This window comes from Edaphobacter paludis, from assembly GCF_039993895.1.
GTDB classification, from domain to species: domain Bacteria; phylum Acidobacteriota; class Terriglobia; order Terriglobales; family Acidobacteriaceae; genus Edaphobacter; species Edaphobacter paludis.
Genome location: NZ_CP121194.1, coordinates 3,073,460 through 3,087,282 on the forward strand (window position 1 = coordinate 3,073,460; position 13,823 = coordinate 3,087,282).

General features: G+C 57.0%; 10 protein-coding genes. 6 read left to right on the plus strand and 4 right to left on the minus strand.

Translation table 11 applies throughout. The features are described from left to right. Positions 1–390 precede the first annotated feature (390 nt). The 4 genes from P4G45_RS12780 (at position 391) to P4G45_RS12795 (ending at position 6,849) form a co-directional block, all read left to right on the plus strand. On the plus strand, positions 391–537 hold the full coding sequence (locus P4G45_RS12780; RefSeq protein WP_348266863.1) for a hypothetical protein: 147 nt from the start codon (positions 391–393) through the stop codon (positions 535–537). Positions 538–565: 28 nt separating this feature from the next. After that, a complete protein-coding gene (locus tag P4G45_RS12785) occupies positions 566–1,663 on the plus strand; it encodes a putative sulfate exporter family transporter (protein WP_348266864.1) in 1,098 nt (365 codons plus the stop codon). A gap of 220 nt (positions 1,664–1,883) precedes the next feature. Continuing rightward, a complete protein-coding gene (locus P4G45_RS12790) occupies positions 1,884–5,051 on the plus strand; it encodes a carboxypeptidase-like regulatory domain-containing protein (RefSeq protein ID WP_348266865.1) in 3,168 nt (1,055 codons plus the stop codon). A gap of 112 nt (positions 5,052–5,163) precedes the next feature. Continuing rightward, a complete protein-coding gene (locus P4G45_RS12795; RefSeq protein ID WP_348266866.1) occupies positions 5,164–6,849 on the plus strand; it encodes an MFS transporter in 1,686 nt (561 codons plus the stop codon). A gap of 33 nt (positions 6,850–6,882) precedes the next feature. Here P4G45_RS12795 and P4G45_RS12800 read toward each other — a convergent pair whose 3' ends face one another. After that, positions 6,883–7,668 carry a hypothetical protein gene (locus tag P4G45_RS12800; RefSeq protein ID WP_348266867.1) on the minus strand — a complete coding sequence of 262 codons (786 nt, stop codon included), beginning with the start codon at positions 7,666–7,668 and terminating at the stop codon, positions 6,883–6,885. A 321-nt stretch (positions 7,669–7,989) separates the two neighbouring features. Continuing rightward, positions 7,990–9,786 (minus strand): asparagine synthase (glutamine-hydrolyzing), encoded by a 1,797-nt coding sequence (gene asnB, locus P4G45_RS12805; RefSeq protein WP_348266868.1) that lies wholly within the window; start codon positions 9,784–9,786, stop codon positions 7,990–7,992. Between the two features lie 422 nt (positions 9,787–10,208). Between asnB and P4G45_RS12810 the strand changes: the two genes are divergently transcribed. Beyond that, complete coding sequence (locus P4G45_RS12810) at positions 10,209–11,285, plus strand: type III polyketide synthase (RefSeq protein ID WP_348266869.1); 1,077 nt, start codon at positions 10,209–10,211, stop codon at positions 11,283–11,285. An 85-nt stretch (positions 11,286–11,370) separates the two neighbouring features. On the opposite strand, the gene P4G45_RS12815 is transcribed toward P4G45_RS12810, so the two are convergent. Further along, positions 11,371–11,982 (minus strand): PEP-CTERM sorting domain-containing protein, encoded by a 612-nt coding sequence (locus P4G45_RS12815; protein WP_348266870.1) that lies wholly within the window; start codon positions 11,980–11,982, stop codon positions 11,371–11,373. A 510-nt stretch (positions 11,983–12,492) separates the two neighbouring features. Between P4G45_RS12815 and P4G45_RS12820 the strand changes: the two genes are divergently transcribed. Continuing rightward, the gene (locus tag P4G45_RS12820; RefSeq protein ID WP_348266871.1) at positions 12,493–12,981 is read left to right on the plus strand and encodes a VOC family protein; all 489 of its coding nucleotides are present in this window, start codon (positions 12,493–12,495) and stop codon (positions 12,979–12,981) included. A gap of 52 nt (positions 12,982–13,033) precedes the next feature. On the opposite strand, the gene P4G45_RS12825 is transcribed toward P4G45_RS12820, so the two are convergent. After that, a complete protein-coding gene (locus tag P4G45_RS12825; RefSeq protein ID WP_348266872.1) occupies positions 13,034–13,726 on the minus strand; it encodes an HIRAN domain-containing protein in 693 nt (230 codons plus the stop codon). Positions 13,727–13,823 lie beyond the last annotated feature (97 nt).

Genomic DNA, 13,823 nt, shown 5'->3' on the forward strand with positions numbered 1-13,823 from the left:
TATCTTAAGCAAATGGCTAGACTCCCTTCGGGTTGAGTCAGTCATAACGAAGTCCACCCACTTCGTTGCTTTACCGGAATACCCACGCAACAGCCCCCACCGCGCTGCGTGGGTTTCCTCTTTAAGATCCGCCATAAGTCCAACAATTTACTCGCTAGACCTTGACGCCTCCGCCCAAACCCTCTATCCTCACTTCATGGGATTGATGCACATCGCGGCTTGTACCTGTTGCCTCTGTTGTATGGGCAATGGCTGCTGCTGCGTCGGATCTTCCCCAACCTAAGCGAATAGTAAAAATTTCAGCTTAGACACTTCAGGAACCCACGTATCAGCGTAAATCGCGATACGTGGGTTTTTTCTTTTTCCGAACCAAGTGCAGGAGACGACATCATGGCAATCTCTCAAGACCACCACACACCGGCCAAACCTCACGCTGCCAGTCGGCTGTCCATCAATGTCGACCTGATCGCCGTCACCATTGCGCTCACCCTCGCGGCGCTCATCCGTTTCAACATCATTCCCTCCATCCCGTTTTAACCTGTTCCCTCGCCCCAGCCCTAACACAATGTCCACCCATACTCTACCCAACCCGACCGCCAGTCCGGCATCTTCCCCTGCCGCTCGTTTCGTCAGGACGATTCCCGGTATGGCGTTGCTCTTCGGTGTTGGCCTTCTGGGCAAGCTCTTCGAACACGTCATCGCCATCCTGCACGCCCAGCATCCTGCGTGGCCTCTTCCGCACATCGAGTACGTTCTCTGGGCCATCATCCTCGGCCTGGTCATCAGCAACACCTTCGGCGTCGCTCGCATCTTCCAGCCCGGCGTGGCTACCTACGAGCTTTGGCTCAAGCTCGGCATCGTTCTGATCGGTGCCCGCTTCCTGATGCAGGACCTCTTTCACATCGGCGGTATGACGCTCGTCCTCGTCGCCATCGAGCTCGTTCTTTCGCTCACCGTCATGACCCTGCTCGGGCGCATCTTCAAGCTCCCGCCCAAACTCACCAGCCTGCTTTCGATCGGCAGCAGCGTCTGCGGAGTCACCGCCATCATGGCCACCCAGGGAGCCATCGACGCCAGCGAAGAGGACACCTCGACCGCCATGGCCGCTATCCTCACGCTCGGCGCCATCGCTCTCTTCACCTTCCCTGCCATCGGCCACGCTCTCCACATGAGCCAGCAGTCCTACGGCATTTGGGCCGGGCTCGCCGTCGATAACACCGCCGAAGCGACCGTCACCGGAGCCATCTACGGCGACGCCGCCGGACGCTTCGCCGTCCTCTCCAAAACCGCGCGTTCGTCCTTCCTCGGCTTCGTCGTCCTCGGCTACGCCGTCTACTGGGCATCGCAAGGGAAGGCGGCCGCGGTCGAGAACAAAGCGCTCTTCCTCTGGCAGAAGTTCCCCAAGTTTGTCCTCGGCTTCATCGCCATCTCAGTGCTCGCAACAGCAGGCTTCTTCACCCACGGCCAGCTCAACAGCCTCTCCAATCTCTCCCGCTGGGCCTTCCTGCCCGCCTTCGCCGGTGTCGGCGTTCGCACGAATCTAAGAGACCTCGTCGGTCAGGGCTGGCGTCCTCTGATCGTCGGCATCCTCGGCGAAGTCTTCATCGCCCTCGTCACTCTCGGCCTCGTCTACTGGAGCTACCACCGCGGAGCGATCCAATGACGGCTCTTTCAAATACGACATCAAACGCCCGGGTGCCCCGTCCTTCGCAGCCTTACCGTGAAGGGCTGGATGTAAATTCTCGCCCCAGAATCATGCCCCAAAGCTGTTGTTGTTGCGCCTAAGCAAGAACCAGCTCCCCTAAAAAACTTAAAGAAGAACGCGCACCCTCGCACCTTAACCAACCAGCGAGGAGCGCTCCCACATATATTTCGGAGACCTTATGCACTACTTAATCACTAAAAAAATCCCGGTTATCGCCGCAATCCTAGCGATCTTTATCACCATCGCCGCCCACGCGCAGATCGTCGGTGGAACCCTCTCCGGCACCATCACCGACACCACAGGCGCGGCTCTCGCCAACGCAAAGGTCCTCGTCCACAACGACGAAACCGGCAACGAGCGCAATCTCACCACCGCATCCGACGGCCGCTACTCCGCGCCCTCAATCCCCGTAGGCACCTACACCGTCACCGCAGAACTCCCCGGCTTCAGCCCGGCACACCGCGCTGAAATCGCGCTCACCGTAGGCCAGAGCAAGCAGATCGACCTCACCCTCTCGCTCGACTCAGTAGCGCAGCAGGTCACCGTGCAGGAGACGCCCTCGGTCGTCAACACTTCTACTCAGCAGACCTCTGGCCTCGTCGACGAACGCCAGATCAAGCAGCTTCCTCTCAACGGCCGCAGCTACGACCAGCTCATCACTCTCAATCCCGGCGTCGTCAACTACACCGGCCAGCGCTCCGGCACCATCGGCACTTCAAACTCATCTGTCGGCAACATGTTCGCCATCTCCGGCCGCCGCCCGCAAGACAATCTCTTCCTGCTCAACGGTGTTGAGTACACCGGCGCCTCGCTCATCAACGTGACCCCTGGTGGCACCAGCGGTCAACTCCTCGGCGTCGATGCCGTCCGCGAGTTGAACGTCGTCAGCGACACCTACTCCGCCAGCTACGGTAAGCGCCAGGGCGCGCAGATTTCAATCGTAACCGCGTCAGGCACAAATCATCTGCACGGCTCCGCGTATGAATTCATTCGCAACTCCGCTCTCGACGCCCGCAACTACTTCGATCAGGCCGCCATCCCCGAGTTCCAGCGCAACAACTTCGGCGGCTCGCTCGGCGGCCCCATCAAGAAGGACAAGCTACTTCTCTTCGCCAACTACGAAGGCTATCGACAGAACCTCGGCCTCTCCGATGTCACCCTCGTCCCGGATAACGCCTCTCGCGCCGCCGCGGTAGCCAGCGTTAAACCTCTTCTCGCCTTGTGGCCCGCAGCAAACGGCCCCGAACTCGGCAGCGGTATTGCCCTCGCCTACTCCAGCCCCATGCAGCACATCCGCGAAGACTTCGGTACTACGCGCTTCGACTACAACATCAGCCCGAAAGACCTCTTCTTCAGCGTCTACACGATCGACGACTCCACCGCCAACACGCCCACGCAAAACCCCCTCTCGCTCATCAACGAGAGCCTGCGCGAACAGGTCCTCAGCGCACAGGAGCAGCACGTCTTCTCCGCGCAACTGCTCAACACCGCTCGCGTCGGCTTCTCGCGCGCCTCTTTCTTCTTCATCGGAGCAACGCCAGTGAATGTTCCCGGCTGGGTAGCAGGCAAACCCATCGGAGCCATCGTCATCGCAGGCAGCACCGCCAGCAACGGCTCATCGCAGATCACAGGAGCAGGCGGCAACGTAGGCTCCGATAACACCACCACCCGCAACCTCGTCACCTTCGACGATCACATCTTCTGGAGCCACGGACGCCACCAGATCGAAGCGGGCGGCTGGATTCAGCGCTTGCAATCAAACGACAACCTCGCTCAGAACCAATACGGGCAAGCCTCCTTCGCCTCGCTCGCAACCTTCCTGCAAGGCACCGTCAAGACCTTCACCGTAGTCCCCGCGCCCACCGAACTCGGCTGGCGCTCCTTCCTCGGCGCAGGCTACATCGAAGACACCATCCACTTCACCCCACGCCTCGAAGTTCGCGCTGGCTTTCGCTTCGAATCCACCAACGGCTTCAACGAAGCCCAGGGCCGTGCCTCTAACTACGCCTTTACCAACGGCGTCATCAACACCAATCCAACCACCGGCTCGGCAGCCCTCAGCACCAACCGCGCCAGGTTCCTCCCCGAACCGCGCGTCGGTCTCGCCTGGGACGTCCTCGGCAACGGAAAAACCGCCGTCCGCGCAGGCTTCGGCGTTCATCGCTCGCTGCTCGATAATCTCGACTACCGCCTCGACCAGTCCGCCCCCTACAACACCACACTCTCGCTCTCGAACGTCCCCGTCTCCAGCCTCAACATCAATGCGAACACCAAACCCTCAGCCAGTTCGCTCGTCTCCCCTTCCAGCGTTCAGCCCGACATCTACACGCCTACCGTCCTAAGCTGGGACCTCCGCGTCGAGCAGCAGCTAGCGCCCAACACCTCTCTCACCGTCAGCTACGTCGGCTCGCATGGTTATCACCAGATCCTCTCTCAAGATCTGAACGAACCGATCCCGGTCACGCTCCCCAACGGCACCGTCTTCTTCAACACCACGACGAAAGCCAACCCACTCGTAGCCAACACCACTTCATGGGTCTCGCAAGGCATCAGCAACTACAACGCCCTCGAAGTAGATCTGCACCGCAACTTCGCCAATGGCTTCCAGCTCCGCGGCAACTACACCTGGTCTAAAAATCTCGACAACGGCTCGGCATGGAACACCAGCGTCAGCGCCAACACGCCCGCCTTCACCATGTATCCCGCGAACCCCAACCTCGACTACGGCCCATCAGCCAGCGACATCCGCAACCTCGCCTCGATTAACGGCACGTACGATCTTCCCTTCGGTGCAGACCACCGCTTCGGAGCCCACCTCAATAACTTCGCCAACCGCACCGTCAGTGGTTGGACGGTCAGCGCCATCGCAGCCATCCAGTCCGGCTTTCCCTTTTCGCCGCAGCTCGGCTACAACCCCACTGGCAGCGGAGACACCCGCAACCCAGTCCGCCCCAATATCAACCCGAACTTCCACGGCAACCTCTACCCGCACACGCCGACCCAGTTCTTCAACGCAGCCGCCTTCAGCGCACCCGCCTACGGAACCTTCGGCAACCTTGGCCGCGACACCCTCGTCGGCCCCAACCTCACTAACCTCGATCTCTCGCTTCATAAATCAACCCAGATCAGCGAGCGCCTCCACGCCCAGTTCCGCGCCGAGTTCTTCAACATCCTCAACCACACCAACTTCGCTACACCCAACCCGGTCGTCTTCTCCTCCGGCCCATCACAGGGAACCACGGCCAACCAGAATGCACCCGTCGTCGCCAGCCCCACCGCCGGCGTCGTCACCTCCACCGCCACCAGCTCTCGCCAGATCCAATTCGGACTGAAGCTGCTCTTCTAGCCCCATCGCTAAACCAACCGAATCAACCCAAGTCCCCATCTTCGCGACAGACCACCGTCGCCAAGGTGGGGTTTTTGCATCCCACCCCAAAGTAAACTAACCCAAGCGCCTCATGCCCTTCGAAGCCCCCAACACCGGCCCGGCAACTCCTCCGTCAGAAAACCCCAGCGGCTTCGCGCCGCTCCGCATCCCACTGTTCCGCGACCGATGGATCGCCAGCACCATCTCCTCGGTCGGCACCTGGATGCAGGACACAGCGGGCACCTGGTTCATGACCTCGCTCACCGCGTCTCCTCTGCTCATCGCCCTGATGCAGACCGCGGCCAGCCTCCCCGTCCTTTTCTTCGGCCTCCTCGCCGGGGCCACCGCCGACATCTTCGACCGCCGCAAGCTCCTCATCTTCTGGCAGGCATGGATGCTCGTCTCCGTCGGCGTCCTCGCCATCCTCACCTTCCTCGGCTACGTCTCTCCGTGGACGCTGCTCGGTCTCACCTTCATGCTCAACATCGGCTCCGCCATGAACAACCCGGCATGGCAGGCCATCATCCCCGAACTCGTCCCCCGCGACCTCATCCCCGACACCGTCGCCCTCAACGCCGCCAGCAACAACCTCGCCCGCGCCCTTGGCCCCGCGCTCGGCGGATTGATGGTCGCAGGCTTCCAGCGCATCTACACCGGCGCAGGTTCGGTCTTCCTGCTCAACGCGCTCTCGTATGCCGCCGTCATCTGGGTGCTCGTTAACTGGAAGCGCACGCCGCTCTTCAAATCCGTTCTCCCCTCCGAGCGCATTGCCGGCTCCATCCGCTCCGGCCTTCGCTATATCCGGTACGCACCCGACGTCCGCGCCTCGCTCATCCGCGCCTTCACCTTTACCTTCTTCGTCTCGGCCATCTGGTCGCTGCTCGCCGTCGTCGCCCTGCGCGACCTCCATCAAGGAGCGCTCGGCTATGGCATCCTCAACGGCTCCCTCGGCCTCGGTGCACTGGTCGCAGCCACGTCGCTTCCCCGCATCCGCCGCCGCTTGTCGGCCGACAGCATTATCGCCTTCTCAACGAGCTACATCGTCGCCGATCTCCTCATCCTCGCCTTCATCCATATGCCCGCAGTCATCATCCCCAGCCTCATCCTCTCGGGCTTCGCCTGGACCAGCACCATGTCCAGCCTCAATACCTCCGTTCAACTCGCCGTCCCACCCTGGGTACAGGCTCGCGCCCTCGGAACCTACCTCATGACCTTCCAGGGAGGACTCGCTCTCGGCTCCGTCCTCTGGGGCGTTCTCGCGTCCCACTTCTCCACCACAACCTCGCTCACGACCGCCGCTTGCGGTCTTGCTCTCAGCTTCCCTCTCACCCGACGCTTCCACATCCTGCAAGGTCCCGTCCCCGACCACACTCCCTACCAATGGAAGCGTCCCGCGCCCCAACCCATTCCCTTCCCCAGCATGGACTCCGAGCCAGCCGACGACCTCAACTCCGCCGGTCCCGTCCGCATCTCCGTCGACTACCGCATCCCTGCCGAAGACTACGCCGAGTTCACTCAGGCCATCCACCAGCTACGTGGCGTCCGCCTCCGCGACGGCGCTATCCGCTGGGGAATCTATCGCGACGCCACTGACCCTGAGCACCTCAATGAAACCTTTGTCATGGAGTCGTGGCTCGACTACCTCCGCTCTCGCGAGCGCGTCACCGCCGCCGACGAACAGATCCGCGAGCGCGTCCGCGCCCTCCACCGCGGCTCCGAGCCACCCCGCGCCACCTTCCAGATCTACGCCAAAGAGATAACCGCCCCTGGCGACTAGCTACCGCAGGTTCACCGAATCAATGGCTCGCCACTAGTTGCTCCCATGAAGATGCATCTTCACCAACATTGGCATCAATCCAGACTTGCCACCCGCATCGTCATCACCGCCCGCTCCCTTTGGCCCCCATGTCCAGTAGAGCGACAGATAGGTATACGTCTCCGGCTGTCCCACAATGCTGCGTCCCGCTGCAAACAATAGATCAAACCCCGGCGTGAATTCATACGATCCCCCGAGATCGGCCATGGTCGAAGACCGGGTGCTCGTAGCAGCCTCCCCTTCAGCGCCATGCCCAAACAGCTCCATGCCAAGCATCAGCTTCTTGTTCACCTGCCTCTGGACCAACCACCCGGCAAAGGGATAGTTTTTGTATCCCGATTGAGGAACGACCGCTTCTCCACCGCCGCCATAGCTCGTCCAGGGACCCCAACTCTTCTGTATCCAAAGCGGCAGACGGTACCATGTGGTCCCCACCCCCAATCCATTCGCCGCACTTCCACTTGGCAACTCGACAAAAGGAAATATCCCAACCTCGGGCCCCCGCTTCGTTTCCTTCACAAATCGTGCCTTTATTCCCAGCTCCGTATCGCCAATCCCGTAATGCACCGGCCCGCCATTCGGCGGAAAATTTGCGCCCACGGGAACCACCAGGTGCAATTGAACATTCGGCACAACACCCCAATTCATCTCAAAGCTGGGCACCTCCAGCGTCGTCCCACCCGGAACCGTTCCATCAGACAGCTCAAATGCATACGCTTCAAAATGCCGGTAGGCTACGGGATCGGGATCATCCGTTTGAAACGGAGGCCCGGCAAACATCGTTCTCCCGGAGAGTGCGAACAGAGCCAATGCCCAGCCATACGTTCGTAGTCTTCCTGAACTACGAAGCCACCACTGAAAGAGCCCTCTTCTGTCCAGTTCCTTACGCAGACTCACTATGAGTCTGGCATTCTGCTGGTAGCCCATTCGCTCCTCCGCCGTTCGCTGTTGTTTGACTTAATCAGCTTCTCCGATTCGGATCGAATCGACAACCTATCGAAAATTCCGCTGCCAAGGCACTCAAAAGCTAAGAAGGCGCGGAAGAGATTTATGAGAAACAGGTTGAGCCCGACCGCGATGAGATCACTGTCAAACTTCAGTTCAGTAAGCTGGAGGCCACTGTTCTCTGTAGATCAATTTCGCCCAGGACCGTAGCCCTCTCTCCGGCTTCTCTTCTAAAGACTCCGCAAGCCATTCGCGAACGGGCACACCGAAGCCGGTCTTCTTCCGGTTCAGAATCGAGGGTGGCAATTCCTTGGATGGTGTGCTTGCCATCTCCAGTTTCGTCGGAGGGCGACGAGAGCGAATCAGCGGGGCTATCTGCCGAAGCAAAAACTGGTCCACGAATGGTGTTCTGATCTCAACGGAATGAGCCATACCTGCCCAATCGGCGTCCCGTAAAAGCTGGTTGCGCATATAGCGTGTGCTCTCCAGAAAACAAATCTGAAGATGCAGAGGAAATTCTTTCAGCCTCTCCAGTTCTTTTCTTTCAAAGTCAGACTGCTCCAGATCTCTCAAACCGGCTTCGGCCAAATCGGCACCCAGAACGCCAGGAAGCTCCCAAGGCATGAAGAGGCTTCGGCGAAGCAGATATGCGCCTTCCAGCGTCCCTCCATACTCCAGAATTCCAGCGTATTTCGGAGAGGTAATTCTTTTCAAAAATTGTTCGCTAAATTTCCTGATCGCACCTCCGAATCCGCGCGCCACCCCAAGTGCGGAAGCAATGTGCATCATCTTTGGAATCTGCCGGAAACTTCCATAGCCTCCAAAAAGTTCGTCTCCTCCAATTCCTGAAAGCGCGACTTTGAACCCGCACTCTTTCGCCATCTTTGCAATGAAATAGGTGTTGACCCCATCAATCGTGGGTTGGTCCATCGCATGAAGAAAGCGAGTGGATTCGGCCTCAAAATCGGCACGGCCCACCATCTTGACCTGCTGCCACACTCCGTAGTGCTCCGCAATTTGCGTTGCTTCAGCCGTCTCATCGCTCGACGTATCTTTGTAAGCGTCGAACCCGAGCGTAAGAGCTCTTAGCTCCTGCGGATTGAAGCTCTTTGAAGCAAGACCTAAAATCGTCGACGAATCCAGACCGGCAGACAAAAATACCCCAACCGGTACATCCGATATAAAGTGCGCCTTGACGCTATCCGAAAGAGCACTTTGCAGTTGAGTCCTGTTACCTCCGTCGGTTGCCAGGATCGAGCCTCCGGCCAGGGTTTCAGCGATGGAACAAAACTGCCTGTATTTTGGTTCTTTGCCTCTTTGTAACCAGAGCGAATGGCCACTCCGAAGAGAACGGATTCCTCGATACAGTGTGTGTGGCTCCGGAACACTGCCCCAAAGAAAAAATCCCGCATGGCCCGCCGGCTCAGTGGAGAGATCGATTCCTGGTACCTTCAGCAGTGACTTCACCTGAGAAGAAAACCAGACTCCGTCTGGCGTCTCTCCCAGATACAGCGGCTTAATGCCGTAGGGGTCGCGGGCCAGAAACAGTCCCTGATTACGCTCGTCCCAGATTGCAAAAGCAAACATGCCACGCAGAAATTCGAGTGCTTGCTCTCCGAATCGCTGGTACAGCGCCAGAATGACTTCAGTGTCAGAAGTTCCCTTGAATGGGTAATTCGGGAGCCAACTGCGCAATTCCGGTGCGTTATAAATTTCGCCATTAAACGTAATGACCAGGTTTCCATCATCCGAATGCATCGGTTGCGCGCCCGTCTCACTCAAGTCCTGAATAGACAAACGACGATGCATCAACACCGCCCTGTTGGCGGGCTGTTTCCAGATTCCGAATCCGTCCGGCCCCCTGCTCTGCAATGAATCCAAGACCGTCTGCTGGACCTCTACAACCGGTAATCCCCCACCACTGGCGCTATAAAATCCAGCTATCCCGCACATAACTCCCCGATTCTGTTTTTCGCGCTAACAAGATTCCTACAGCAATCGACATGCCATTATCGGAAATTGCTCCCATTAAAACAGTAGCATGCGCTTACTTAAGGCAAACTTAATGCCGAGAAGGCCCTGCAAGTCCCTTGATTGCAAATTTTCTCACCGAACAAAAAGCGAAACGAAAAGATAGCAAGAAAAAGGTTTACACATATTTAATGATCATGTAGAAAATCATCTAGGCACAGGCAACCTTTAATTGGTCTATACTGTGTGCATAGCCCCAAGCGGCCTCTCCTGTGCGCTGGATGTGATACTGCCAGCTCCCTCTCCACAGGTTTTTTTTGCAATCCTTCTGCCAAAAATTCACTTGCTGATGTCTGGTTGTCAGCGATGCAGTAATTCCAATCTCCTTATGAGGTCGTACAACTATGCGTATCGCATCTGTAGGCACAGCGTTTCCTGCTCATCGCTATCCCCAGGCAGTCATTACGGAAGCTCTCAAGGAGCGCATGCAGGACAAGTTGGAGATCCCTGCCGTAATGAATCGCCTTCACTCCAATTGCGGCGTGGATTTTCGCCACATCATGTTTCCCCTTGACACCCTGGGCACCCTCTCCGGATTCGGACCGACGAATGACCTGTGGATCAAGGGAGCGCTCGAACTTGGTCAGCAGGCCATTCAAAAGGCCCTCGATCGGGTCGGTCTCACTCCGTCGGATATCTCGGCCATCTTCTTCACCTCCGTCACAGGCATTGCCTGCCCCAGCATTGATGCTCGCCTCGTCAATCTGATGGGCTTCCCCCGCGACATCAAACGCACCCCGATCTTTGGTCTCGGCTGTGTCGCCGGAGCGGCAGGTATCTCTCGCGCAACCGATTATGTACGCGCCTACCCCAAACAATATGCTCTTCTCCTCTCGGTCGAGCTTTGCTCGCTTACCTGGCAGGAGGATGACTACTCCATGGCCAATCTCGTCGCCTGCGGACTCTTCGGCGATGGTGCCGCCGCCGTTGTTCTGGCGGGAGAAGAAACGCCGCTCGCCCAAAAGCCCACCAGCGTTGAAGAGCCATGCCCACGCGTCGTTGCCACCCGCTCTACGTTTTACCCCGATACGGAACACCTCATGGGATGGAACATCGATGACAGCGGCTTTAACATCGTCCTCTCCGCTGATGTTCCCGAACTCGTCAGCACGAAGCTTCGCGCCACGGTCGAGGACTTCCTCGCAGACAATGATATGAGCATGGGACAAATTTGCAGCTTCATCATGCATAGTGGGGGACCCAAGGTTCTCAAAGCCATGGAAAGCAGTTTGGATCTTCCCCCCAATGCTCTGGCCGCTTCCTGGAACAGCCTGCGCCAGCGCGGAAACCTATCCTCCGCCTCAGTTTTGACGGTAATGCAGGACTTTCTGCTCAACCGGCCGGGAAGCCCCGGCTGCTATAGCATGATGGGTGCAATGGGTCCGGCCTTCTGCTCCGAACTGCTTCTGCTTCAGTGGTAACTGACTTAGACTATTTAGGTTAAGAGCAAAACGGGAGCCAATTGCAGCTCCCGTTTTGCGTTTTACTAGACGTTGAGATTACTACTTAGACGTTGAACTTGCGGCGAGCCAATCCAACAACTCCAAGCAGACCGGTGCCGAAGAGCGCAAGCGAAGCTGGCTCAGGAACTGGGCTGGTTGAACCGGACGCGGAGAACGTGGTGACGGTTCCCGTGGGCTGCCCTGGCGAATACTGGGTCGTGAACAGGAAGGTACCTGGGGTCGGATCGAATGCATGGGCTCCGGTGCCTGTGAAGTCTCCCGTTCCTGTGACAATCAGGCAGGTGGCATCATTCGTGCATCCCATCGTACCGTTCGTCACATACATAGCATTATACGAAGCGATGTCGAAGCCGAAGGTCTCGCCGCCACCGGTAACCGTGAACAGCGGAGGAAGCAACGGAGGAGCAATGTTGTTTCCATTGGAATAAGGAAGCGGCCCAGGAATAAAGTTGATAGCATCGCCGTCAGCCAGATACGTAGCGAAGCTGCCGCCCAGAGCGCCTTGAACAGTGGAAGTGCCGGGAGCGAACGTGATGGTTGAAGTGGTGAAAGAATCAGATCCGCCAGCATTAATGAAACCATTGATGGAATCGGCGTGGGCAACAGCAACGCTGCTGAACGCCAAAGCAGTGAGTACAACGAGATGTTTGATCATATAGGTCTCCGGTAGAAAGATGATGTTGACGTTCGAGCGACTTCCTCGCCATTACTAGTAGCAGGTGGCGTGCCAACCTCAAGTGGAAAACCTTCCTCGCTTAATACCGTGAAAAGAACGACTTAATTTATCTTTTGCCCCTCAGGCAACCTGCAAAGAGCAAATATTTGCACAATAGGGAAAGTACTTTACCTAAAATGCCATCTTTATGCCCTTTCAACAGTAAGCAGCCCACCCCGATGGGAGAGACGATGGATTGGGATCATCGCCTGACCATGTCCATGCAAGTGAAGGAGGACCAAAGGTTGGCGTGAATCGGATTGGAAGAGCAACCTTCGCCTTTTGCCGTCCGTTGATAGCGAAGTCGGGGCAGAATCTTCGTCAAAGTTTCGTCAGTATGGAGAAGATGGGCCGGAAAGAGCCGGGCGACCCAAGCCTGGGAAGCGCCGCTAGCCATGCCGATGTCATGGACTTTGCGCACCGATGGTAGCCGTCAATCATCTAAGGGATATGAGTGAAGTAACAATCGATTCGGGAGCACGGATTGGGCATGTCCATTTGAAGGTTGCCGATCTGGAGCGAGCGCTGAAATTTTACTGTGGGGTGCTTGGATTCGAGTTGACGCAGCGATTTGGTAACTCTGCCGCGTTTATATCGGCGGGTGGATATCACCACCACATCGGGCTGAATACGTGGGAGAGCGCAGGCGGGGCTGCTCCGGCACCGGGAACTACGGGGCTTTATCATCTGGCGATTGTGTATCCGACGCAGGCTGCGCTGGCGGATGCTTTGCAGAGACTGATGAAGGCGGGAGTGCCTCTCGATGGCGCGGCTGATCATGGAGTGAGCGAGGCACTGTATCTACGCGATCCGGATGGAAACGGAGTCGAACTGTATTGGGATCGTCCACGCGAAGACTGGCCCAGAAGTGCAGACGGTGAACTGGCGATGTTTACCCGGCCGCTCAATTTGCAGGTGTTACTGGCGTCCGGTAGCTAATCAACTATCAATGATGCATTCCCACCCTTCGCGACGATTGACTACCCGCCATTCAACAACTATGAATGATCATGAACAGTAATGCTGCGAGGATAATGAAGAGAGCCATGCCCAAGGTTTTTCCCGGCGGCTGTGATTCTGCTGCATGCTTCTGAAATTTGTAATTGGGGTAATACTTCGCAAGGAACTCACTGCCGCTTATGCCTGAACCTAAATCCACACTACTGGAGGCATTCTTTAGTTTCACCATGCAAACTGTAACTCCCCAATTCTTAGTGTCAGCCGCATGAAGAACTCTGCGAACATAACACCGCCACGACACACCTTTGTTGAGACTGCGAGTTACCTCACCAGCTAGCCGTTCGTTAAGATAGCCTATTCCCAGACCATTCTGGGTGCACAAAAGGATTGCATTTGGGTCAAATTTATTCTGGGGTTCTTTGCGAAACTCCAGCTCTTGACACACGATGAGACTTTGGATCGTGTCTTGGCGACTAGAACTATCGGAATTCTGGAAACTGACGCCCACTACCTTCGTGTAGAAATGTTTATCAACTGAATTGCCCAGTTTACGGAACAAATTTCTTTCGTATGCAGTATTTTCCTGCACCACTTTGTTTACTGGTTTTTCTTTAGCTTGCTCCAAGAGTTCATTGTGTGAATCAAGAGCTTTCCTTAACCTGTTAGCGGATTTAGCAATCTTGAACACTTCGCGAGTGACTTTGAACTTTTTGTTACGGGCCATAGGGTCAGAGTAGATGACGTTTTAAGACAAAACAACGGCAGAGCCGAAGCTCTGCCGTTGTTGGTTTTTACGCGTAGCGTCGAGAACGGTACGAAGT

What these genes read in the sequence shown, in the direction of transcription:
- P4G45_RS12795 (WP_348266866.1), top strand. Translation starts at nt 5,164, where the DNA reads ATGCCCTTCGAAGCCCCCAACACCGGCCCGGCAACTCCTCCGTCAGAA.
- P4G45_RS12785 (WP_348266864.1), top strand. Translation starts at nt 566, where the DNA reads ATGTCCACCCATACTCTACCCAACCCGACCGCCAGTCCGGCATCTTCC.
- P4G45_RS12825 (WP_348266872.1), bottom strand. Translation starts at nt 13,726, where the DNA reads ATGGCCCGTAACAAAAAGTTCAAAGTCACTCGCGAAGTGTTCAAGATT.
- P4G45_RS12790 (WP_348266865.1), top strand. Translation starts at nt 1,884, where the DNA reads ATGCACTACTTAATCACTAAAAAAATCCCGGTTATCGCCGCAATCCTA.
- P4G45_RS12800 (WP_348266867.1), bottom strand. Translation starts at nt 7,668, where the DNA reads ATGTTTGCCGGGCCTCCGTTTCAAACGGATGATCCCGATCCCGTAGCC.
- P4G45_RS12815 (WP_348266870.1), bottom strand. Translation starts at nt 11,982, where the DNA reads ATGATCAAACATCTCGTTGTACTCACTGCTTTGGCGTTCAGCAGCGTT.
- P4G45_RS12810 (WP_348266869.1), top strand. Translation starts at nt 10,209, where the DNA reads ATGCGTATCGCATCTGTAGGCACAGCGTTTCCTGCTCATCGCTATCCC.
- P4G45_RS12820 (WP_348266871.1), top strand. Translation starts at nt 12,493, where the DNA reads ATGAGTGAAGTAACAATCGATTCGGGAGCACGGATTGGGCATGTCCAT.
- P4G45_RS12780 (WP_348266863.1), top strand. Translation starts at nt 391, where the DNA reads ATGGCAATCTCTCAAGACCACCACACACCGGCCAAACCTCACGCTGCC.
- asnB (WP_348266868.1), bottom strand. Translation starts at nt 9,786, where the DNA reads ATGTGCGGGATAGCTGGATTTTATAGCGCCAGTGGTGGGGGATTACCG.